Genomic DNA, 22,250 nt, shown 5'->3' with positions numbered 1-22,250 from the left:
GAACCCGCCTGGCCCGGGGCGCATGTATCCTCCTGACAGTGTTTCTGTGCTGTCCGCTTTCCCTGTTCGCTGCGGGAACGGAAAAAGAAAATCGGCACAGCCGGCGCAGGAATACCAGGCGTACAGGCAGCGGTTTGATGCGATTGACAAGCTGGGGGATATTCCGGCGCAGGGGTTTAGGATCATCGATACCCAGGCGTTTCCGGTAACGCTGGAGCCTTATGGGGAAGTGATTTTCATTCCGGCGCTGGATACGGAATATAACCGGTTTGCCCTGTTCCTGACGGACGGGGAGGACCGGGTGGTATACAAAACCGACAGACTGGAAACCAACAACCGGAACCGGGGCATGCTGGAGCAGCCCAATAAAGGCATGGCGGCGGTTTCCTTCCAGGATTTGAACGGGGACGGCTACACGGATATTGTGCTGATCACCTCCTGCATCAATGAAAACAGCTCCCGCCCGGAGAAAACCTATAAGGTAGGGGATGTTTTGTTCGGAAGCAGGGACGGCTTCTACCAGGACTGGCGGATTTCCGATAAAATCAACCGCTTCAGCATGAATAAAAGCATCCGGTTCATCACCTCCTTTGTGCGGGACGGCAATTCCACGGAATTCCTGTATACGGCCATGACGCAAAAGGCGCAGCTGGATCATGGCTTCCGGATTATAGAAGAACAGTGCTACTGGCGGAATTTTGAAAAGATGGGCAGGCTTCAGGTGGTGCCGGGAACTTATACCATGGCGGATTATAATGTATTTATGATTTATCTGGTAAATGAGCAGGGTTACATCGTCTGGAGCTTCCAGCCCATGGGGGAATACGATAATCTGTATGCGCTCAAGGGCCTTGTCTGCAAGGATGTGGACGGGGACGGCCTGAAGGACATCATCGTGCTGGGCCGCTACAGCTATGAAAGCGAACAGGCGGAGGCGGTGATTGGAACGGAGTTTGAGATCTATTACCAGAGAACGGGAGGTTTTTCCGCCGATACGGAGTATAAGAAGCTGTACCGGATTGGGGAAAACGTCACGACGGAGGAGCTGGTGCTAAGGGCGCGCGCCTATTGGGGCTGGTCCGTGTAAACAGGGGCCGGAAGGGGCCAGAGCCTGCCGGGAAACAATTGTTTGGGAAAGGAGCATCATTGTACCGATGATAAAAATACTGATAGTGGATGACGAAAAGCCCATCTGCGATTTGATAGATCTGAATCTTTCCGCCTCAGGCTACCAGTGCCGGACTGTCCAGGACGGGATTCAGCGGATTTTATTTTGTCAATTATGTGTTTGAGACCGCTCTGGACAGGGAGGTGGGGCAGGCGCTGGATGAAAACAGCATCCTCCGGTTCGCCTTTGAGACGGCCGCGCTTAACGTGCCCGCAAAATACGATGTGCTTCAGGATCATACCATAGAGCAGGTCGCCTCCAACATGGAGACCGGCAGCCATGACAGCAGCCGTCTGCTGCGCCTGTCCGACGAGGAAAAAAACGTGCTCTATATCAGCAGCGGCTTTGAAGCGGACAACGGCCTGCTGGACCAGACGGATGAAAATACCAAAACCTACCGGGTGATCAGGCAGGAGGACAGCTATTATATCCAGACCGGGATAACGGTGAATGCGCTGGACAGGATCCTGTATCTGGAAACGCTGAAGGATGTGTCCGAGGTTTTCCGGGAAAGGCATCTGGGCTTTTCCGTGTACCGCCGGGTGACGATACTGATGCTGGTATTCGGGACGGTGCTGATGCTGGTGATTTCCTCCTGGCTGACCAAGCCCATCCGCCTGCTTACCAGGGCGACGAAGCGCATGGCGGCGGGAGATTACGGCTACCGGGCAAGGCAGATCAGCAATGACGAGTTGGGACAGCTGACCACGGATTTTAACCATATGGCAAATGTGCTGGAGGAAAATAGCAACAAGCTGGAGGAGGAAATCCAGGCCAGGGAGGATTTCGTGGCTGCCTTTGCCCATGAGCTGAAGACTCCGCTGACGGCTATCATAGGCTATGCGGACATGCTGCGTTCCCGTAAGCTGGATGAGGAAAAAAGCTTCCTGTCCGCCAATTATATATATACGGAAGGAAAGCGGCTGGAGGCCATGTCCCTGCGGCTTCTGGATATCATTGTCACCAAGAAGGAGGAAGTGCAGTTCCAGCTGGTGCCTGCCGCTTCCCTTTTCGAATATCTGAAGGATATGTTTGCATCCCATACTGAGATGGAATTTCATTTTCAGTATGAGTCTTGCATGGTGAGGGCCGAGGCAAACCTGATCAAGTCGGTGCTGGTGAATCTGCTGGATAACGCCTGCAAGGCCTCGGAGCCGGGAAGCCCCATTGAGGTGAGGGGGAAGCTCACGGAGAGAGGCTACCGTTTTGAGGTAAAGGACGTGGGTGTGGGGATCCCCAGGGAAGAACAGAAAAATATCACCAAAGCCTTCTACATGGTGGATAAGTCACGCTCCAGAAGCAAGAACGGGGCCGGCCTGGGCCTGGCCCTGTGTGCGGAAATCCTTCTCCTTCATGGGAGCAAGCTGGAAATCGAAAGTGAACCGGGGAAAGGCTCCTGCATCAGCTTTGTCCTCCCGGATAAAGGAGGAAGCCTCTGCCTACGACGCGGTGCTGTATTCCGCCATTGACGTGCCGGAGCCGCGGCTCCGGTAATGCCTGTACAATAATTTACTTTACCCGGAAGGCCTTCGGCGAACGAAAATATACAAGAACAAGCGCCGCCGCAATATATATCACCGTAAAGCCGAGCACGCCCAGCGTAAACAGGCTTCCGGTCACTTTGATTTCCAGGCAGAGGAAATAGAGAGCATACATGATGATATTGATGACGGAAAAAAACGGGTTTTTTATCTGCAGGTATTAATCATGGGCATTTTCATCCTTTAATAATTCTATCAGCCTGGCTTCAAAGTCAGGGCTATCCAGCAGGGAATGGTCGAGACGGCTGAGCCGCCCGTCACTGAGCACTACGATTTCGTCACACAAATCTGTGGCAAGCTGCAGGATATGGGTGGAAAAAATAAGAATATGATCCGGCCGGATTTCACGGAGAAGCTGTTTGATTTCCAGGGCCACCACCACGTCGAAGGAGGTAAGCGGCTCGTCCAGCAAAATCACAGGCGGGCGGGCTATGAGAAGCATGAGCATCTGCACTTTGTTTTTCATTCCGTGGGAATACCCCTTGATCAGCTTGTGCCTGTCGTGGACATCGATTTTTACCATATCAAAATAGTCATCAATTGTCTTTCCCACAGGAACATTTCCTTCATGAAGATCCATAAAAAAACGTATGAATTCATAGCCGGTAAGAAAATCCGGCAGAATAGGCGTGGAATATACATACCCCACCTGATCCTGCGTAAGCGGCCGCGGCGCGCCGTCGCCGTCAAAAAGCAGCGCGCGTCCTCCGTCCGCGGGCACCTCATCTGTCAGGCAGTTAAAAAGAGTGGTTTTGCCAGCTCCGTTTTTGCCCAGGAGGCCGTATATTTTCCTTTTTTAAAGGCAAAGGTGCAGTCCCTGAGCACCTGCTTGTCGCCATAGGCTTTTCTTATGTTTTCCAGTTGCAGATCCATGCTTTTTCTCCTTTTCATCTCGCAGGACACAAAAAAGCATGGCCCGTATTCCCGGAGGAACGCAGACTATGCCTGTGTGTTCCTGTTTTTAACAGGCTGCCGTTTAAAAAACAGGTATGTGTATATATGTTTGGGGCAGCGTCACTGTGGGCGTCGTCCATGGGAAAATTCCTTTCTTTTATAAAACACTGAGGATTAATGTTGTCCCTATTATAGGGGAGTGGGTGAAGGAGAGCAAGAGACAGGGCGGTTTCTTTACATAAATTTTACATGGGAGAACCGTTGTTATGGCTTTCATTGCCAGCCTGCAGGCGCAGGGGAATGCAAGCTGGCAATGAAAGCAGAAAGACGCCGGACTTACTATATGTACCGGAAGCGATTACGGAAAAAGCATTGCTTTTGCCCCTTTATAATGAAGCAGCAGGTGTTCCAGGGGTGTTCGTCCGGCAGGAATGATGGCGCTGTCGCTTTCCAGGGTATAGGAGCCCTCATAGGAGGAGGCATCGATAATATCCCTGACGTTTGCCCAGTTTACCATTCCTTCTCCGGGAGCGAGGTGATCATCGTTGATACCCATGTTGTCGTGAAGGTGAAGCGCAAACAATCGGGATTCTTGTGCCGTTTTTCAGAAGGGGTGAACAGTAACCAGAAGGGGCGAAGGAAGGTGATCTTTTTAGTAGTTGTTGATAAAGGCGGAGCAGGCATGGTAGAATGAAGAAAACAATTATTTTACTATACATATTTGGGCGTAACAAGGGAGGGGTGTGCATGAAAAGATTAAATTATGGGATATTGCTTGCAATCAGTATTTTGGTTGCTATATGGTTTTAATGGACGGGAATGGGGAAGGAATTACTGAATTGGATATCAGATAAATTTATGGAAGAAAGAGGCGATAAATCTCTGCTTGACGCCGCAGTGAGAAAATTCAAAAGAGGCCGGGAACGTTGAATGGATTCGGAAAATCCCGGATAAAGATATAAAATATTCTGAACAGGCATGGAATCGGGGAGAAAAATTTGTATAAGGACACTAAATGGGCGAAAGAAATTCTGGCGCAGCAGGATGAAAATGGTCTGTGGGGAAATTTCCATACATTAAGTAAGCCGTCCAAAGCGCCAATCACAACGGAACAGGCGCTGCGCAGACTGTATGTTTTAGGCTTTGATATCAATGATGAGGCGATTGCCAGAACCGTTACATATATGAGCGATTGCCTGAAAGGCAGGAAACAAATGCCGGACAGGCGGGAAAAAATGCATAACTGGGATATTTTTACGGAGCTGATGCTCGCTGTCTGGATCAGGAAATTCACATTGGCAGATAGGAGCGCGAACCGTGTTGCCGGGAAATGGGCCGATATTATAACCCGGGCGTTCTCTTCCGGGAGCTTCAGCCATGAGGACTGTGCTTTGGCATATACGGAGATTTTCGGAGAACCGCCGCGAGGCGGACGGCTGGTGGATTTTGTGACTTTTTATCAGCTTTCCCTCCTTCCCGGCATGCTGAATGAAAGAACGGAGCGCCTGATGATGGATTATGTGCTTCATTATGACAAAGGAATTTATTATGTTTTTAGCAGACCATCGGGAGATTCCCGGATCTGTAATGTCCCGGAAACGTTTGCATCCAGAGAGGCGGGAAAATATCTGGCGGCGCTGGAACTGCTTGCGGAATACAGGAACAGCATCGACATGCTGCATTTTGCATCAAAATGGCTGTATGCAAATCAAAGGGAAGAAGGAAATTGGGTTATGGGAAGCGAGGTAAAAGACGGGATATATTTTCCGCTTTCCGACAATTGGAAAAAGAAAGAAAACAGGATTGCCGACTGTACCTGGCGTATAAGGAGGCTGCTTGATAAGCTTGAAGACAGAAATTAAGAATCAGAAATCAGAGGTTGGAACAGGGAGGACAGGCAATGAAAGAAATAAACGGCTTTCAGGATTTTGTAGACGATCTGAGGTTAGCGGGCTTTACAATCGGCGGTGAAAACGGAGAAGGGGTTTTTACATTAAGCGATTACTTTAGTGATAAAATACACTGGCATACGGAGGACGATGATACGGATCCATGGGAATGGAGGATACGGGTCCTGGATGAGTATCGCGATATTGCCTATGGAAAGCTCTTTTTTAAGAAAAGCGGTTATATAACGAAAGAATGGTATCCCTATTTCCTGGCAGCCAGGAGGGGAAGGGCGGACCTTTATGAGGAATATGAGGAAGGCAATGTTACCCTGATGGCGAAACGGATTTATGATGTGCTCAGTGAGGAAAAGGAGCTTCCGGTGCATCTTCTGAAGCAGTACGGCGGTTTTTCCAGAGAGGACAAAAGCGGATTTGATAATGCGCTGACTGAGCTGCAGATGAAATTTTACGTTTCACTCTGCGGCAGGACAAGAAAGAAATCCCGGAAGGGTGAGGAATACGGATGGTCTTCAACGGTTTTCTGCCTGACGGAGGATTTGTTCGGGAAAGAGGTATTTGACGCGGCCGCGGAGATTTCCGGTGAAGAAGCCTTCCGAAAGATTGAAAAACAGATTTATAAACTGAATCCCCAGGCGCCGGAGAGGAAAGTGAAGAAGTATATTCTCGGATAAAACGGCAGATATGTCGTCGTCTGCACGCAGAATGTATACAGAAAAATACGAAAATACACATAGACATTATCTCCTTCCTGTGATAGTATTTATCTGTAATCAGAGACAGCAGGATAATGGCTCCGGAGGCCTGTAATGCACAAAGAAGCTGAAAGAAAAACACTTTCAAAAGCTGAAAGAAATGCACTTTCAGCTGTAGGTTTGTTATGCGGATTAGAGCGCAGATAAGGAGTAAAAATGGACAAGAAATTACTGATAAACGTATTGTCAGGATTATTAGATGAAAAATTGCAGCCCGTACATAATCGGCTCGACAGGATGGAGGGCCGGCTTGATGGTATGGATAGCCGTTTCGACGGTATGGATAGCCGTTTCGACGGTATGGATAGCCGTCTTGACAGGATGGATAGCCGTCTCGACGGTATGGATAGTCGTTTTGACAAGATGGATAGCCGTCTCGACGGTATGGATAGCCGTTTTGACAAGATGGATAGCCGTCTCGACGGTATGGATAGCCGTTTTGACAAGATGGATAGCCGTCTCGACGGTATGGATAGCCGTTTTGACAAGATGGATAGCCGTTTTGACAAGATGGATAGCCGTCTCGACGGTATGGATAGCCGTTTTGACAAGATGGATAGCCGTCTCGACAGGATTGATAGCCGCCTCGACAGAGTGGAAAGTGAAATCGGAGCCCTGAAGGAAGGCCAGCAGAAGCTGCGTCAGGAGTTAAAACGTGTATCCGATAAAGTAAATGAAACATATGAGCTTGCCCTTGAAAACTGGGGGCAGGTGCAGGAATCAAAAGCAAGGCTGACTGCTTTGGAGTCCTGAATTATATAAGAAGCCAAAAGGTGATGCCCTCACACAGAGGAAAGCATCACCTTTTTCATGCCAGGTTTGAGGCCCGGACTACAGCCGTTCCGCCTCCCGTCTGTTCCACCGGGCGAAAAGCATGGTAGCCGCAGCGGTCACAACAAACACGATCCACAGCATCCCGCGCAGATGCTCCAGCAGGAAGCCATACATGATCTGCCCCAGTGGCTGCGCACAGGTGGAAAGAGCAATAATCCATGAGATTACCTTGCCGATCAGCCCGGGTGGCGTCGTGATCTGGATATAAGACATTACCTGAATCGTATAAAGGGATGCCATCGCCATGATAAGAATCCCCGACACAGCCAGAATCAGATAAGCCAGATATACCGGAAGCCCCTTATAAAGAGCCGCGCCCATGGGAAGAAGCAGCATTCCGCAGCAAAACAGCAGCTTCCAGGTGCTTCTGACATTCAGCCGTTTGCTTAAAAGCCCTGCGCCAAGCCCGCCCAGCAGTCCCCCTCCCGCCATGAGGGCTTCCAGAAAACCATACATTTCCGAAGCATTGTTCCGGGGGAAAACGAGTACCTGTGTAACAATAACAGGCAGGCTGACAATCATAAGAGCCGATAGGAAAAGGTTTACCGCCGCGCAGCAAAATGTCAGCTTTCCGATTTCTTTTTTTTCACGTCCGATAAAAATAAGGCTGCTCTTCATATCTGCGATAGTTTCATGAAGCAGCGTATCCGTGCGCACCCTTTTAGCGAACGGAATATGGATAAAAATTTCCATGACCGCAGACAGGAAAAAACAGCCCATGCAGACATAAAGTATGGGGGTTATGCCCCAGAGGCCGTAAGCAATGCCGCCCAGGGCAGGCCCCAGCAGTCCGGAAAGGGAGGACACCATATTGATAATGGCATTGGCAGGCATGACGGCTTCCTCCGATACCAGCAAAGGAATGCTGGCCTGCACGGAAGGCTGATAAGCGCCGGAAATCCCATACAGGAGAAAAAGCATAATCAGAATTAGCGAAACCAGGCTGCCCCTCCCGCTTAACACCAGGAAAAGAAGAACCAGGCCTGCCGTAAAGAAATCCAGCACAACCATGATGTTCCTTTTATTCATCCGATCCGCAATCAGGCCGCCGATGGGAGACATGACAACAAGAGGGAGGAACGCTACGCCGGATACCACACCCAGAAGCGCCGCCGATCCGGTAACGGAAAGCAGGTGCAGCGGAAGGGCAAACCGGATAACCGCATTTCCGAACAGGGAAATGATCTGACCGATTACAACGAGATAAAAATCCTTGGAAAATCCTTTTTTCATATTAACCTCCAGACGAAACTGTCGGCGCATAAAATCAGATGCGCCGGTAAATATATTCATGCTGCCAAAACTCTGGCGGCAGCGGCCGGAATTTACAGCAGCGGCCGGTTTCAAAAACAAGCTGTACATCAGCCGCTTTACGTCAGGTTCACAGAACCTCCATAAGAGAAACCTTACGGGAAAGGCTCCGGTAAACAATAAAATACAGCGCTCCCATGATCGCGGCAAAACCTGCCAGGCTCATCCATTTGATAAGCTTTTGTTACATCTGAAAATTTTATCATAGAATCCTCCTTTAAACTTTGATACCGACCGTTGGTATGAATAATCGCCAAAAATAAGCTGCCCATGAAGAGCAGTTATTTTTCTGAACATAAGACAAATTCTCAAAGAACGGCTGCCGCCGTATTATCTGCGACCCTGATGCTCCTGATAAATCTGTGCGTACTTTTCCAAAGGAATGAACATTTCATCATCAATAATATCCAGTCCCAGGAGACGGAGCATATGCTGGAAAAATCTCATTCTGTTTATCAGCTGTAACGTGTCACAATGATAAACAAGCGGATTCAGCCAGAGATTTCCCATCAGTATAAGCACCTCAGACAACTCCTTCGGATAATCCGTACAAATTGAACCATCCGCGATACCCTCCTCTAAAATAGGCTGTATCATGGCCGGAGCCTCCTGCTGCACGGAATTCCGGATAAACAGCGACAGAAGCTGCGGATTATCCAGCATATCCGGGGCCGCGGCAAACAGCTCCTCCTGCGCCGAGGAATAAATAGACGCCTGAAATACCATCCGGAGCTTCTCAAGCCCCGTCAGATCCTTACGCCGGACAATCTCATTCATTTTTTCCGTAGCCCCCGCATAAAGCTTATCGGCCACCGCATTCATTATCTCATCCTTAGATTTAAAATGATGATAAATAGCTCCCTTGCTCAGTCCGCCCAGATTATTAATAATGTCCTGGATGGAAGTACGTTCATACCCCTTCTCCACAAACAGCCTGGCCGCCGTATCCACAATCAGATTACGCGTTTCCTCCGGATACTTATTCCTCGCCATGAGAACCCTCCTTCACACTATGTACAATAAACATACCATCGGTATGTCTGATTATACATACCGGCAGTATGTATGTCAACTTATTTTTCAAAAAAATAAAAAACGCGGCAAAACTTTTCATGTTCTACCGCGCATCAATCTTTCTTAAAAGTTATTATATCCGGCACATCACAGTCCATCAACGTACACAACCTGTCAATGGTAACAGTACTGCATGGCTTCCCCTTCCTCAATGACTCGTAAGTTCCCTTGGAAAGTCCGTGCATAATTAACCAATAGGAAGAAATATTTTTCTTTTTCATAGTATCAAAAAATGGTTCATAACTAATCATACGCCACTACCTCTGACGTAATTATATTTCCCGTTTTTTTTCTTGAAAATACCCATCAAAATGGGTATAATATAAAAAGGGTATAAAATCAACCAAAAAGCGGTCATCCTGTCTATATAAGGATGGCCGCTTTTTTGATGCCATATCATATAGTTTTATGTTAATTCGCAAAGCCTGGGAGGAAGAAAGCGCCAAAGCACTGATTGCTGGCATTCTAAATCGTGCCTGAAATTTATACACTTTTCCCCTTTAATATGGTAAGATAAAATATGCGTGGAAAACCGCTTGTAATGTAAGGAGGTTAGGCAACTGAAGCTGCCCTTCCTTTGAGGAAGCATTGCCTTCGGCCGGCTCTGCATGCCCCCGTCCCTTTCTTCCCGGACACTGTCAGCGGTACACATTATATATTTTCATCTATCCCAAATGGAGTTAATAACATGGACAATACAACGAATTTTCAGCCTTACCGCTGTGTTCTCACAGGAGGCACCGCTGAAATAACAGAAAAGAAGTCACGCTTCATAGCCACAGTACGCAGAACCGAATCGGAAGAAGAAGCCGTCAGCTTTATAGAAGAGATGAAAAAGAAATACTGGGACGCTTCCCATAACTGCTCGGCGTTTGTCATCGGCCGGCGCGGGCAGCTGACCAGATGCTCGGATGACGGAGAACCTTCAGGAACGGCAGGCCGTCCCATGCTGGAGGTACTGCTGGGGGAAGGCATCTGCGATGCAGCGGTGGTGGTAACCCGGTATTTCGGAGGAACCCTGCTGGGCACCGGCGGGCTGGTGAGGGCATATGGCGCGGCGGTGAAGGCCGGGCTGGAGGCGAGCCGGACGGCGACGATGCGCTATGGAAGCCGGATACGCATTGGAACGGATTATTCGGATATCGGCCGGATACAGTACCTTCTGGGACAGAAGGGCTATCCCCAGGAAAATGCGGAATATACGGAACGGGTGGCGCTGGAAACGGTGGTGCCTGCCCCGGAGGAGGAACGGCTTATAAAGGAACTGACGGAGGCAACCGGCGCGCGGGCGGAGCTGGAAGTGGTTGACAGGTACTATTTTGTTGACAAAGATTAAGCGGGAAGTTATAGTGTAAAAGTATTAAATAAGTAAAAGAGGCACTAATTGCCTGACAGACCGGCGTTTTTACGCGCGGACACAAAAATAATTTTCCGGAAGGTGGTGGTTTTAATGAAGAGCAAAAAGGCAAGCAGCGGTGATGTTCCTGTCCCCGGGCGAAGTTGGAAGCAAAACAAAATAACGTGTAAGGCGGATGTGATGCTTTCCGGGGATGCTGCCGGATGCACCCCGCCGGGGATGAAGCCATGCCTGAAAGCTGTCATGACACCGCCGGAAGGAGATTGTCATGGAAGAAAGCAAGGAAGTAAGGGAGCTGCTTGACAGCAAGCAGTATACAAGGCTCCGCCAGATGCTGGCAGAGCTGAACGACGCTGATATCGCAGTCCTGCTGGAGGAGCTGGAAGAGCAGGATATGCTGAAAGTTTTCCGTATTCTGCCCAAGGATCTGGCGGCTGATGTCTTTTCCTATATGGATGTGGACAATCAGCAGTTTATCATCACCTCCCTGTCAGAAAGGGATGCCGCGGGAATCGTGGATAACCTGATGGCGGATGATGCGGCCGATCTTATGGAAGAGATGCCGGCCAATGTAGTAAAGAAAATCCTGGCAAACGCCAGCCCGGAGACACGGAGGGATATCAATCACCTTCTCCGATATCCTGAGGATTCTGCCGGAAGCATAATGACGGTGGAATATGTGGATCTTAAGGAAAATCTGACTGTGGACGAAGCCATAGCCAGGATCCGGAAAATCGGCGTGGACAGTGAGACTATAAATATCTGTTATGTGCTGGATAGCAGAAGAAAGCTGGTGGGAACGGTGGCTCTGCGCTACCTGCTGCTGAGCCAGCCGGATGAAATCATTGCGGATATCATGCATGAAAACGTAATCTCCATCAATACCCTGATGGACCAGGAGGAGGTTGCCAGACAGTTCCAGAAATACGATTTTACGGCCATGCCTGTCGTGGATAATGAAAACAGGCTGGTGGGCATTATTACGGTAGACGATATCGTGGATATCCTCCAGGAAGAAGCGACGGAGGATATCGAGAAGATGGCGGCTATCGTGCCCAGTGACAAACCATATATGAAGACAGGCGTGCTGGAAACCTGGAAAAAAAGGATTCCCTGGCTGCTTATGCTGATGGTGTCCGCCACCTTTACCGGGCGTATCATCGCCGGCTATGAGACGGCACTCAGCGCCTGTATGGTGCTTTCCACTTTTATCCCCATGCTGATGGATACGGGCGGAAATGCAGGAAGCCAGGCAAGCGTATCCATCATCCGTGGTATTTCCCTGGATGAAATACAGTTTGCGGATCTGCCCGGGGTTATCTGGAAGGAAGCCAGGGTGTCCCTGCTGTGCGGCGCGACTTTGTCGGCGGCCAATTTTGTAAAGCTGATGCTTTTTGACAGGGTGGGAGTCATGGTCGCCCTTGTTATCTGCCTGACCCTCATCGTAGCTGTATTTGTAGCAAAGATTGTGGGCTGTACGCTTCCCATGTTTGCCAAAAAGGTGGGCTTTGACCCGGCCGTTATGGCAAGCCCTTTTATTACAACAATTGTGGATGCGCTGTCATTGATCATTTATTTCCAGATTGCGACCAGGCTGCTGCATTTTTAGTGCGCCTGCCGGAAACGGAATCAGGAAGCCGAGGAGAATAATATGAAGCTGATATCATGGAATGTAAATGGCCTGAGAGCCTGTATGGGCAAGGGCTTTATGGAATTTTTTGAGGAAGCGGACGCAGATATTTTCTGTATCCAGGAGAGCAAGCTTCAGGAAGGACAGATCTCCTTGGAGCTGCCGGGCTATCATCAGTACTGGAATTATGCGGTAAAGAAGGGCTATTCCGGGACAGCTGTCTTCACAAAAAAAGAGCCGCTTTCCGTTTCCTATGGAATCGGGATAGAGGAGCATGATCAGGAGGGCAGGGTGATTACCCTGGAATTCCCTGATTTTTATATGGTTACCGTGTATACGCCCAATTCCCAGGAAGAGTTGGCAAGGCTGCCCTACCGTATGACCTGGGAAGAAGAATTCCTGAAATATCTGAAGAAGCTGGAAGAAAGTAAACCGGTGATATTCTGCGGAGATTTGAATGTGGCCCATAAGGAAATCGATCTGAAGAACCCGAAGACCAACAGGAAAAACGCGGGCTTTTCGGACGAGGAGAGGGAGAAGTTTTCCGTGCTGCTGGAAAACGGCTTTATTGATACCTTCCGGTATTTTTACCCGGAGGCTGAGGGTGCCTATTCCTGGTGGTCCTACCGTTTCCATGCGAGAGAGAAGAACGCCGGATGGCGCATTGACTATTTCCTGGTATCCTCTCAGTTAAAGGAAAGGCTGGAGGATGCGGTGATCTATAAGGACGTAATGGGTTCCGACCATTGCCCGGTGGGCCTGTTCCTGAAAGAGGAATGAGCGGTCCCGGTAACTGTAACGGAACGGAATAAGGGACAGTTGCCGTCCTCTGTTTTAAAAGCACGCATGATGTGCGGATGGGAGTATATATGAAAAAAATCAGTTTGGCAAAGAGAAAGGCGGCAGGTGCATTTCTGCTTGCGGCGCTCATGATATCCGGCCTTGTTTTTACGGCCTGCGGGAAAAAGACGGAGACTGTGACGCAGCCTGCGGAGGAAGCGGCGGCAGCGCCGGAAACGGCGGGTGCCGAAGCGACGCAGACAGGATCTGCGCAGGAAGGCACTGAGAAAACAGGAAGTACACAAGAGACAGGAAGCACAGAGGAAAGCGGGACCTTTGATATGGCATCGGAGGAAATCCCCATGGCAGTATCCGGAACCTATGACGGAATTGTTGTGGATGCGGCCATGAACAGCCTGGTTATTGATACGGCGGAAGGGATGATGTATGCGGTAAGCCTTCCCGAAACAGAAGATGTGGTGGAAACCAGTGACGGCATCCTTCTTGGGCAGGCGGTGACGGTCACCTGCGAGGACGGCGTTGCTTCCGGCATAAAGGACTGTGCCATGAAGCCTGCAGCGGATCGGGAAGCGCTGGCTTTTGCAGCGGATATCCTGTTTGCCTGTAAATACAGGGATATCAATTCCCTTTCCTCTCTGGCCGGATATCCTCTTTATGTGAATCTGGGAGATGAGGATCAGACGATTGAAAACGGAGGAGATCTTCTGAAGCTTCCTGTATCGGAGGTATTGTCGGACGAACGGGTGAAGGCCGTGCTTTCCACTAATCTTTTTGAAGTAAAGGAGCTTTCCGGCGGAAAATATGTGCTGGGAGCTGAGGAAGGCCGCCCTAACATTATTTTCCAGAAGGATGAAGGGCGGGACAGCGGATTTGCCATTACCGGAATTAATTAAAGGATAAAGGTAACTGGTTAACAAGTTACGCATATAAAATAAGCCCCGCCCCAGGATACCCTGGGGCGGGGCTGTTTTCAGCCGCTGTTCAGGCATATTCTCCGCAGACGGTCTGTCCGGAAATTTTCCTGAGAAGGCCTGCAAGCGTCATATCCGGATCCAGTGCGGAAAGAAAACTTCCGTCCGGCAGGGAAACCTTTCCGTTTGCCTCCACCTCAAGCAAGCAGGTCCGTCCGGAGATGATCTGATCCACCCGTCTGAAATCCGAGTGCAGCTCCACGGGGAAAACAGGGAATTCGGGATGATAGCGTATGTCATAAACCGCATCCGCCACCCGTCTGCGATCCTCCGGCATGCAGTCGTCTCTGGCAATAAAAAACAGAAGAGGCGATTCACAGTCCTTCACCTGCCGGGTAATTTCCTCCGGATCGTTGGTGTAATAGTAGTAATGGTTGGCTACGATACAGCCGCGCTGCTTTAACAGGCGGATATTTTCACGGTAACAGGAGGCGATTTCCGCGGAAACCAGCAGATTGCGGCATCCTGAAAGCAAATCAACATCCCCGTCCTCCAGTTCCCTGTCGGGCAGAAGCAGCAGGAAGGCGCTGTTGTCAAAGCTATGGAACAGTTCCGTCAGTTCCGTCCAGTCCTCCGGCATTTCCTCCAGATAAATAAAATAGGTATAGATGCCGATAGAACGCCCCTCATCTATCAGTCCCCCGATCTGTTTCAGACCGAGCGGGCCGTCCGGGAGATAATGCATGAAAACCGTCCATGGAACGTCATAGCCGTGCTCCTTTTCATAGGAACGGATCAGGCTGGCGCCGTAGGTCCAGCTGGTATAACCGATATTTACCCCAAATTTTTTTAAAGTTTCATGGTTGGTCTCCCGGGTGAGACGGGAGAGGATGGTATAGTAGGGGCTGTTGTCATCCTGAAGCAGGGTCTGGGACAGGTCAAAAAAATTCTTCTGGAACCGTCCTCTGGAGAACTGCCTTCCCAGATCGGCAAGCTTGCGTACGCTGCGCTTAGGATCCTCCTGCATTTCCCGGATTCCCCGGTCTACGGCAGCCTCTATCATAAATCGCGTAATTTTTTCCGGTTTCAGTGGTATCACTTCCTAATCGTTTTTTCGGCAGAATAGCTTCTCCCGACTAATTGTATCATACTTGTACGTCTTTGTCATGAAAAGGGACGTTTTTGGCAGGTTGTCCAAAAATTGGACAATTTTTTTATTTGTCCCAAATAAGGACACAGGGAATTAAGTGTCCAATGACAGGCAAAAGACCTGCGGATAAAATAAAATTAATTAGTTGGCAGCCTGCGAAAGATACGTTGGACTAAGCCGCAGAATGGAGGATTTTATTATGGAATTAGCACATGCAGCAGAACGGAAGGCATTCAGTATCGCCATTGACGGCGCTTTAAAACATGTTAAAAAGGACAGGGAAAAGAGCTTTTTACAGCTGATTGATTTGGCCGAGAATTTCATGGGCGGAGATAAATTCGAAAAAGAGGACTATGACAGGGCGAGGGAGCTGGTCAGGGATTCGGAGGGAAAGTGGATGCAGTATGCGGACCGCATCCTGAAGGAGATTGATCCCCATGTTGTTAAAATGACGGCATTGGACCTTGGCTTTGAAGCCTTTTTCTATGGAACCAAGAGAATTAACCAGATGAGAAAAAAACATAACTGCAACATCCCCTGGCTGCTTCTTGTGGATCCCACCAGTGCCTGTAACCTGCACTGTACCGGCTGCTGGGCGGCGGAATACGGAAACAGGCTGAATTTAAGCTATGATGAGCTGGACAGCATCATTACCCAGGGCAAGGAGCTGGGCGTCTATCTGTATATGTACACCGGCGGCGAGCCTTTGGTGCGCAAGGATGATATCATTAAGCTGTGCGAGAAGCATAATGACTGTGAATTTCATGCATTTACCAATGGTACGCTGGTGGATGACGCCTTCTGCGAGGAGATGAGGAGAGTGGGGAATCTGTCCCTTTCCATCAGCCTGGAGGGCTTTGAAAACGCCAACGACGGCAGAAGAGGGGACGGTTGCTTTGACAGGGTTATGGAAGCCATGGACCGTCTGAAGGCGCACGGCCTGATTTTCGGCACCTCCATCTGCTATACCAGAAATAATGTGGAGGCGGTGACAAGCGACGAATTCCTGGATATGATTATTGAAAAGGGCTGCCGTTATGCCTGGTATTTCCATTATATGCCCGTAGGCAACGATGCGGCGCCGGAGCTGATGCCTACGATGGAACAGCGCACTTATATGTTCCACAGGGTCCGTGAGATCCGTGCCATGGAGGGCGGAAAGCAGCTGTTTGCCTTTGACTTCCAGAATGACGGACAGTTTGTGGGCGGCTGTATTGCCGGCGGCAGGAATTACTGCCATATCAATCCCAACGGCGATGTGGAGCCTTGCGTTTTCATCCATTATTCAGGCGCGAATATCAGGGAGGTATCCCTGCTGGATGCCTTAAAGCAGCCGTTGTTTATGGCATACAGAGAGGGACAGCCCTTTAACGATAACCTGCTTCGTCCCTGCCCGATGCTGGAAAATCCGGAAAAGCTGCAGGAAATGATAGCAAGGACCGGCGCGAAATCCACAGATTTGCAATGCCCGGAAAGCGCTGCCCATCTGTGCGGAAAATGCGAGGCCTATGCAAAGGAGTGGCAGCCGGTGGCGGAGGAGCTTTGGTCAGCGGAAATGGAAAAGAAGCAGGAAAAAGAAGAGAAAAAGGCGGAAAGAAAAGCGGAAAAGCAACGGACGGAGAGCGCCCATACAGGGATGCACCATCAGGCGAAAGGATGACAGGCTTTGAAAACCCTGAAAAAATACTGGAAATGGCTGCTTGTGCTGGCACTCGTCATACTGGTTTGTCTGGCGAACAGGCAGTCACTGCCTGAAATACTGCGGGAGGTAGGAAAGACGCCGCCGATGGTTATCGGCGCGGCATGCCTGCTTTCCGCAGGCTACTTTCTGGCGGAGGGCGCGATTATCCATTACATGACAAAACGGTACCGGCCGGAATTTACCTGCAGGGAAGGGATTTCCTGCGCCCTTTACTGCGCTTTTTACCGGGTGGCCACATTGGGGAGCGGTTCCGGCGTGGCGGAAATTTACTATCTGAATACCAGAGGAATTGAAGCGGGCACAGCCACCGGGATGAGCCTTGTGCAGTATATTCTGCACAAGGTCGCAGTGGCGCTCTATGGAATCACCGGCTTTATTATCCTATGCATCCAGGGAGACGCTGTGGTACGAAGCTACCGGCCGCAGATGGTTCTGGGATGCATCCTGACAGCCCTGATAACCGCGGTTCTCATTACGGCGGCCTCAGGAAAGAAAATCACCGCCCGTATTTTCCGGCTTCTGGATAAAAAACTGAAGCCGGGAAGCAAAGCGGAGCAGAAGGCGCATACCTTTCGAAAGCAGGCGGAGCTTTGCCAGCAGGAGGGAGGCGTTTTGCTGCATGATAAAAAAGCTCTTTTAATTGTCTGCCTGCTGGATGCGGTGAAGCTCAGCTGCTGGTATATGGTTCCCTGGCTCCTGTTTGCCGGGACAACCTCCTTAAGCCTTCCGGATACCATGCTGCTTACCGCCCTGATACAGACGCTGGCGGCTGTGATACCGTGCCCTTCCGGAATCGGCGCTGTAGAGTATGTGTTTTCTCTGTTTTTTGGCACCTATGTAAGCGGCGTGAGCGCGGTTTCAGCCTCTCTTGTGTACCGCTTCGCCACCTTCCTGTTTCCCTGTATCCCCGGCGCCGCGCTGGCATGGCGGCATTTCCGGTGGAATAAAAAAAGAAGGATGGATCGCATCCGCAATAACAATGAAAGGGCCGGCAGTCAGAGATGACAGCCAGCCCTTTTATTGTTAATTTTCGGTATCTATGGCGGAGGCATCGTCCCCCAGCTCCTGAAAAACTTCCCGGGCGAAGATGAGCAGAATTTTTTTCAGATGTCCCACAAATTCCTCAGCGGTGGTCTCATTTTCTACGGAAAGCCAGCGGACGAGGGCGGATACAAAACCGTCGCAGAGAAAATCAAGGAAGAACTTCTGATCCTCGCCGTTTACGATACTGTCTGAAAGAAACAGCGGAATCAGGGGCTTTATCACTTCAAAAAAATAATCCTGGAAGGAGTTCTGGCCCTTAATGGCAAAGGCGCAGCGGTAAAACTCCTTTTCACTGTAAAAATAGCGGCAGATATCCTCCAGCAGCAGCCAGCCGTTGTCATACTGCTCCAAATGGATGCTGGAAACAAATTCTGTATAAAAGATCCAGTTCACCAGATCGTATTTATCCTTAAAATGATAGTAAAAGCTTTTGCGGTTCATGCCGCAGCCTTCACATATGTCATTTACATTGATTTTGCTGAAGGGCTTCTGCGTCATCAGCAATTTCAGGGATGATGCAAGCGCATTTTTTGTGATATTGGAATCAGCCATTCTTCTCTCCTGACGCGGGACATTTTATTACCGTACCGTAACTGTTCAGTACCCCTCACAGTTACTGCTAAAATCCATCCTAAATCGCCTTTGGCGATGGATTTTAGCACTCCTGAATCACTTTCTTACGGTCAGCGCAGTAAATGCACTGACCTGCTGAACAGTTACACCGTACCTATTCATTATAAGCAAAATTTCTCCATGGGGCAAGCAAAGCCGGGAAATTTTGGAGGCCTTCGTGTTTCGTGCCGGCATTGTCCTGCGCCCCCGGCGGGTTTGCACCGCCATCCTTCCCGGGGGGACGAAAGTTCCATGCAGGGCGGGGGGCTTCGGGTATTTCACTGATGCTACTCAGTTTTGGGTTGTTTCTAAAAGTGTCCGAAGTAAGCTTTGGCAGTCCTGATACGGCAGAAACTCGTCGCAGGCTCCTCAGACAGCTGCCGTATTGTAATGTAAAGTGAGTTTATCAGAATGGGAGATGTTGTTTGACAAATATTCGGGCAGCAATTAGACTGGATTGGGAGTTGGAGAAGGGCTGGTTATGAGGCAGACGGACTGTTTTGGGTGACGGGAATGGGTGCATATTCCTGATGTGTGTGGATAAATTAAAAGTAATAGAAAACTGTCCGGCAGGTGGGGATATCTGCCGGGCAGTTGCGTTAAATTGGCTTCTTGGATATTTATGGGTGCTCAGGATTCTTACAGTTATGAATTCCTGTTCATGTTTGCTCTTTTTCTTTTGGTGGGGTCCAGGATTTTCTTGCGGATACGCAGGTTCTTGGGGGTTACCTCAAGCAGCTCGTCCGTCTCGATGAAATCCAGGGCCTGTTCCAGGCTGAGGATTTTGGGCGGGGTGAGGCGCAGCGCTTCGTCCGCGCTGGAGGAACGGGTGTTGGTGAGCTGTTTTTTCTTGCACACATTGACCTCGATATCCTCGCCTCTGCCGTTCTGGCCGATGACCATGCCTGCGTATACCTTTTCGCCGGGTCCGATGAAAAGCGTTCCCCGTTCCTGGGCATTGAAAAGGCCGTAGGTGATGGATTCGCCTGTTTCAAAGGCGATCAGGGAGCCTTGTTTTCTGTACTGGATTTCTCCCTTATAGGGGCCGTAGCCTGCGAAAGCGGTGTTCATGATGCCGTTGCCTTTGGTATCCGTCATGAACTCACCACGGTAGCCGATCAGCCCTCTGGAGGGGATGTTGAATTCCAGACGGGTATAGCCGCCGTTGGCCGCGCCCATGTTGATAAGCTCGCCCTTTCTCTGGCTCAGCTTTTCGATAACGCTTCCGGAAAAAGCTTCGGGAACGTCGATGTAAGCGATTTCCATAGGCTCCAGCTTCTTGCCGTGTTCGTCCGTCTTGTAGAGTACCTCCGCCTTGCTCACTGCAAATTCATAGCCTTCGCGGCGCATATTCTCAATCAGGACGGACAGATGCAGCTCGCCGCGGCCGGAAACCTTGAAGCTTTCCGTAGTGTCGGTTTCCTCCACATGCAGGGAAACGTCCGTGTTCAATTCGCGGAACAGCCTGTCCCTTATGTGGCGGCTGGTAACGAATTTCCCTTCCTGGCCGGCGAAGGGAGAGTCATTTACAATAAAATGCATGGCAATGGTAGGTTCGGAAATTTTCTGGAACGGGATCGGCTGCGGATTCTCGGGAGAGCACAGGGTATCCCCGATATGGATATCCGTGATACCGGAAATCGCCACAATGGATCCGATGGAAGCGGTTTTTACAGGGATCTTGCTCAGTCCGTCGAATTCATAGAGCTTGCTCACCTTCACACGCTTCTGCTTTTCAGGTTCGTGATGGTTGACAATAACCACCTCCTGGCCTTCGGAAATGGTACCGTTGTCCACCTTGCCCACGCCGATGCGGCCCACATATTCGTTATAATCAATGGTGCTGATAAGCAGCTGCGTTCCTGCTTCGGGATCGCCCTCCGGCGCGGGAATATAATCCACAATGGTGTCAAACAGCGGCTTCATGTCCTTGTTTTTTACGGTCAGGTTCAGCGTGGCGCTTCCTGTCTTGGCGGAAGCGAATACAAAAGGACAGTCCAGCTGTTCGTCATTGGCATCCAGATCCATGAAAAGCTCAAGGACCTCATCTACAACAGCTATCGGCCTGGCTTCCGGACGGTCGATCTTATTTACGCATACAATAACAGGCAGCTGCAGCTCCAGCGCCTTGCGGAGAACGAACTTCGTCTGGGGCATCGGCCCCTCGAAGGCATCTACCACCAGGATAACACCGTTTACCATCTTCAGTACACGCTCCACCTCGCCGCCGAAATCGGCATGCCCGGGAGTATCTATGATATTAATCTTGGTTCCCTTATACATAACAGCGGTATTTTTGGAAAGAATCGTGATTCCTCTTTCGCGCTCAATATCATTGGAATCCATGACCCTGTCGGCCACGTCCTGATTTTCCCTGAATACGCCGCTCTGCTTGAGCAGCTCGTCTACAAGTGTCGTTTTACCATGATCAACGTGGGCGATGATCGCAACATTCCTCACGTCTTCTCTTTTCTGATTCATACAAAATTCCTTCCTTGGACATAACATGATTACAGTTCATTATCTGCATAAAAGGCAGTACGCATACCTGAATTTTTCCCCGGATTCTGACGCGTCGGCGTTATGGAAGCCGAAGAGCTGCGCCCAAAGACCGGCACAATGCCGTTCCGTCTAAATCCGGGGAAGAATTCCGACATGAGGAACTACCTTATTATTATGCAAAATGCTTCAAACTAAAATAGTATAGCACCGATAAAATCAACTTGCAACACCAAACCTGCAAAAACCCCCGATATCTGTCGATTTTACGGAAATCGGGGCGACCCATGGCGGTTCTAGGATGGGCTTGCGTGCCATAAAATAGTAATACATGACAGGAAAAAATTCTTACATGCGGTTCCGGTCAAACCGGGGCCCAAGAAGGGAGAACAAAAAATGACAGATAAGGTAATTGAAAACAACCAGGTAATCATTATGGGGAAAATCGTGAGCGACTTTGAATTCAGCCACGAGATTTTCGGAGAGGGCTTCTACATGGTGGACGTTGAGGTCGCAAGACTCAGCGATTCTTATGACATCATCCCCCTGATGGTTTCCGAAAGGCTTCTCGATGTGGAAGAGGATTATAAAGGGGCCTATGTGTGTGTGTCCGGGCAATTCCGTTCCTATAACCGCCACGAAGAGAGAAAGAACCGACTGATTTTGTCCGTATTCGCAAGAGAGATTGAATTTGTGGAGGAACTGGAGGAAAGCTCCAAAACCAATCAGATTTACCTGGACGGCTATATCTGCAAGGAACCGGTTTACAGAAAGACTCCTCTGGGACGGGAAATTGCCGACGTGCTCCTGGCCGTAAACCGGCCGTACGGAAAATCTGATTACATCCCCTGTATCTGCTGGGGACGCAACGCCCGTTTCGCCGGCGGCTTCAACGTGGGAGAGCGCTGCGAAATCTGGGGCAGAATCCAGAGCCGTGAATATATGAAAAAAATCGGCGAGGACCAGCTGGAAAAAAGGATTGCCTATGAGGTGTCCGTCAGCAAGCTGGAGCTGGTTGAAGAATAATGGAAAATTATGAATAAACTGTACGGCTGCAATA

The 22,250-nt window shown here is 49.8% G+C and carries 22 protein-coding genes and 1 pseudogene; 13 read left to right on the top strand and 10 right to left on the bottom strand.

Translation table 11 applies throughout. From position 1 onward, the window contains the following. Nucleotides 1-22: 22 nt before the first annotated feature. The 3 genes and pseudogenes from FYJ45_RS17875 (at nucleotide 23) to FYJ45_RS17865 (ending at nucleotide 2,637) form a co-directional block, all read left to right on the top strand. Nucleotides 23-1,087: a VCBS repeat-containing protein gene (locus FYJ45_RS17875; RefSeq protein WP_235930873.1), complete on the top strand. Its 1,065-nt coding sequence runs from the start codon at nucleotides 23-25 to the stop codon at nucleotides 1,085-1,087. A gap of 67 nt (nucleotides 1,088-1,154) precedes the next feature. Next, nucleotides 1,155-1,268, top strand: a pseudogene (locus FYJ45_RS32760) (DNA-binding response regulator); the annotation flags it as partial. Next, nucleotides 1,213-2,637, top strand: coding sequence for a sensor histidine kinase (locus FYJ45_RS17865; RefSeq protein ID WP_276924774.1), 1,425 nt, complete (start codon nucleotides 1,213-1,215; stop codon nucleotides 2,635-2,637). The pseudogene FYJ45_RS32760 and the gene FYJ45_RS17865, both read left to right, overlap by 56 nt. Nucleotides 2,638-2,677: 40 nt before the next feature. Here FYJ45_RS17865 and FYJ45_RS17860 read toward each other — a convergent pair whose 3' ends face one another. From FYJ45_RS17860 to FYJ45_RS17850, 4 genes are all read right to left on the bottom strand, one after another. Then, nucleotides 2,678-2,824 carry a hypothetical protein gene (locus FYJ45_RS17860; RefSeq protein ID WP_154466271.1) on the bottom strand — a complete coding sequence of 49 codons (147 nt, stop codon included), beginning with the start codon at nucleotides 2,822-2,824 and terminating at the stop codon, nucleotides 2,678-2,680. A gap of 45 nt (nucleotides 2,825-2,869) precedes the next feature. After that, nucleotides 2,870-3,442, bottom strand: coding sequence for an ATP-binding cassette domain-containing protein (locus FYJ45_RS17855; RefSeq protein ID WP_321170258.1), 573 nt, complete (start codon nucleotides 3,440-3,442; stop codon nucleotides 2,870-2,872). Next, nucleotides 3,439-3,582: a hypothetical protein gene (locus tag FYJ45_RS31835; protein WP_320620697.1), complete on the bottom strand. Its 144-nt coding sequence runs from the start codon at nucleotides 3,580-3,582 to the stop codon at nucleotides 3,439-3,441. The genes FYJ45_RS17855 and FYJ45_RS31835 overlap by 4 nt, the downstream gene beginning before the upstream one ends. 379 nt (nucleotides 3,583-3,961) lie before the next feature. Further along, on the bottom strand, nucleotides 3,962-4,186 hold the full coding sequence (locus FYJ45_RS17850) for a hypothetical protein (RefSeq protein ID WP_276915039.1): 225 nt from the start codon (nucleotides 4,184-4,186) through the stop codon (nucleotides 3,962-3,964). Nucleotides 4,187-4,601: 415 nt separating this feature from the next. On the opposite strand from FYJ45_RS17850, the gene FYJ45_RS17845 reads away from it, so the two are divergent. From FYJ45_RS17845 to FYJ45_RS17835, 3 genes are all read left to right on the top strand, one after another. Further along, nucleotides 4,602-5,465, top strand: coding sequence for a hypothetical protein (locus FYJ45_RS17845; protein WP_154466267.1), 864 nt, complete (start codon nucleotides 4,602-4,604; stop codon nucleotides 5,463-5,465). Between the two features lie 38 nt (nucleotides 5,466-5,503). After that, the gene (locus FYJ45_RS17840) at nucleotides 5,504-6,184 is read left to right on the top strand and encodes an AlkZ-related protein (protein WP_154466265.1); all 681 of its coding nucleotides are present in this window, start codon (nucleotides 5,504-5,506) and stop codon (nucleotides 6,182-6,184) included. 237 nt (nucleotides 6,185-6,421) lie between these two features. Next, nucleotides 6,422-7,018 carry a hypothetical protein gene (locus tag FYJ45_RS17835; protein WP_154466263.1) on the top strand — a complete coding sequence of 199 codons (597 nt, stop codon included), beginning with the start codon at nucleotides 6,422-6,424 and terminating at the stop codon, nucleotides 7,016-7,018. A 78-nt stretch (nucleotides 7,019-7,096) separates the two neighbouring features. On the opposite strand, the gene FYJ45_RS17830 is transcribed toward FYJ45_RS17835, so the two are convergent. From FYJ45_RS17830 to FYJ45_RS32755, 3 genes are all read right to left on the bottom strand, one after another. Then, complete coding sequence (locus FYJ45_RS17830) at nucleotides 7,097-8,332, bottom strand: MFS transporter (RefSeq protein ID WP_154466261.1); 1,236 nt, start codon at nucleotides 8,330-8,332, stop codon at nucleotides 7,097-7,099. A 408-nt stretch (nucleotides 8,333-8,740) separates the two neighbouring features. Then, complete coding sequence (locus tag FYJ45_RS17825; protein WP_154466259.1) at nucleotides 8,741-9,403, bottom strand: TetR/AcrR family transcriptional regulator; 663 nt, start codon at nucleotides 9,401-9,403, stop codon at nucleotides 8,741-8,743. A gap of 134 nt (nucleotides 9,404-9,537) precedes the next feature. Next, nucleotides 9,538-9,705, bottom strand: a complete 168-nt coding sequence (locus tag FYJ45_RS32755; protein ID WP_268890951.1) for a helix-turn-helix domain-containing protein — start codon at nucleotides 9,703-9,705, stop codon at nucleotides 9,538-9,540. A 467-nt stretch (nucleotides 9,706-10,172) separates the two neighbouring features. Here FYJ45_RS32755 and FYJ45_RS17815 point away from each other — a divergent pair, with 467 nt between their 5' ends. From FYJ45_RS17815 to FYJ45_RS17800, 4 genes are all read left to right on the top strand, one after another. Further along, nucleotides 10,173-10,820, top strand: a complete 648-nt coding sequence (locus FYJ45_RS17815; RefSeq protein ID WP_154466257.1) for a YigZ family protein — start codon at nucleotides 10,173-10,175, stop codon at nucleotides 10,818-10,820. A gap of 289 nt (nucleotides 10,821-11,109) precedes the next feature. Further along, nucleotides 11,110-12,450, top strand: coding sequence for a magnesium transporter (gene mgtE, locus FYJ45_RS17810; protein WP_154466255.1), 1,341 nt, complete (start codon nucleotides 11,110-11,112; stop codon nucleotides 12,448-12,450). A gap of 42 nt (nucleotides 12,451-12,492) precedes the next feature. Next, a complete protein-coding gene (gene xth / locus FYJ45_RS17805; RefSeq protein ID WP_154466253.1) occupies nucleotides 12,493-13,251 on the top strand; it encodes an exodeoxyribonuclease III in 759 nt (252 codons plus the stop codon). 89 nt (nucleotides 13,252-13,340) lie between these two features. Beyond that, nucleotides 13,341-14,165 (top strand): hypothetical protein, encoded by an 825-nt coding sequence (locus FYJ45_RS17800; RefSeq protein ID WP_154466251.1) that lies wholly within the window; start codon nucleotides 13,341-13,343, stop codon nucleotides 14,163-14,165. Between the two features lie 88 nt (nucleotides 14,166-14,253). Here FYJ45_RS17800 and FYJ45_RS17795 read toward each other — a convergent pair whose 3' ends face one another. Then, nucleotides 14,254-15,246: a hypothetical protein gene (locus tag FYJ45_RS17795; protein ID WP_154466249.1), complete on the bottom strand. Its 993-nt coding sequence runs from the start codon at nucleotides 15,244-15,246 to the stop codon at nucleotides 14,254-14,256. Nucleotides 15,247-15,532: 286 nt separating this feature from the next. Between FYJ45_RS17795 and FYJ45_RS17790 the strand changes: the two genes are divergently transcribed. Next, nucleotides 15,533-16,993 (top strand): radical SAM protein, encoded by a 1,461-nt coding sequence (locus FYJ45_RS17790; RefSeq protein WP_235930872.1) that lies wholly within the window; start codon nucleotides 15,533-15,535, stop codon nucleotides 16,991-16,993. 6 nt (nucleotides 16,994-16,999) lie between these two features. After that, nucleotides 17,000-18,040, top strand: coding sequence for a lysylphosphatidylglycerol synthase transmembrane domain-containing protein (locus FYJ45_RS17785; RefSeq protein ID WP_154466247.1), 1,041 nt, complete (start codon nucleotides 17,000-17,002; stop codon nucleotides 18,038-18,040). Between the two features lie 18 nt (nucleotides 18,041-18,058). On the opposite strand, the gene FYJ45_RS17780 is transcribed toward FYJ45_RS17785, so the two are convergent. Beyond that, on the bottom strand, nucleotides 18,059-18,631 hold the full coding sequence (locus FYJ45_RS17780; protein ID WP_021635007.1) for a TetR/AcrR family transcriptional regulator C-terminal domain-containing protein: 573 nt from the start codon (nucleotides 18,629-18,631) through the stop codon (nucleotides 18,059-18,061). A gap of 705 nt (nucleotides 18,632-19,336) precedes the next feature. Continuing rightward, entirely contained in the window at nucleotides 19,337-21,172 is a 1,836-nt protein-coding gene (gene typA, locus FYJ45_RS17775) for a translational GTPase TypA (protein WP_021635005.1), read from the bottom strand. 414 nt (nucleotides 21,173-21,586) lie between these two features. Here typA and FYJ45_RS17770 point away from each other — a divergent pair, with 414 nt between their 5' ends. Next, nucleotides 21,587-22,216, top strand: a complete 630-nt coding sequence (locus FYJ45_RS17770; protein ID WP_021635004.1) for a single-stranded DNA-binding protein — start codon at nucleotides 21,587-21,589, stop codon at nucleotides 22,214-22,216. The last annotated feature ends 34 nt before the right edge of the window (nucleotides 22,217-22,250 follow it).

Origin of the sequence: Eisenbergiella porci, assembly GCF_009696275.1 — a bacterium.
Taxonomy (GTDB): domain Bacteria; phylum Bacillota; class Clostridia; order Lachnospirales; family Lachnospiraceae; genus Eisenbergiella; species Eisenbergiella porci.
This window is presented reverse-complemented; position numbering and strand designations above follow the sequence as displayed.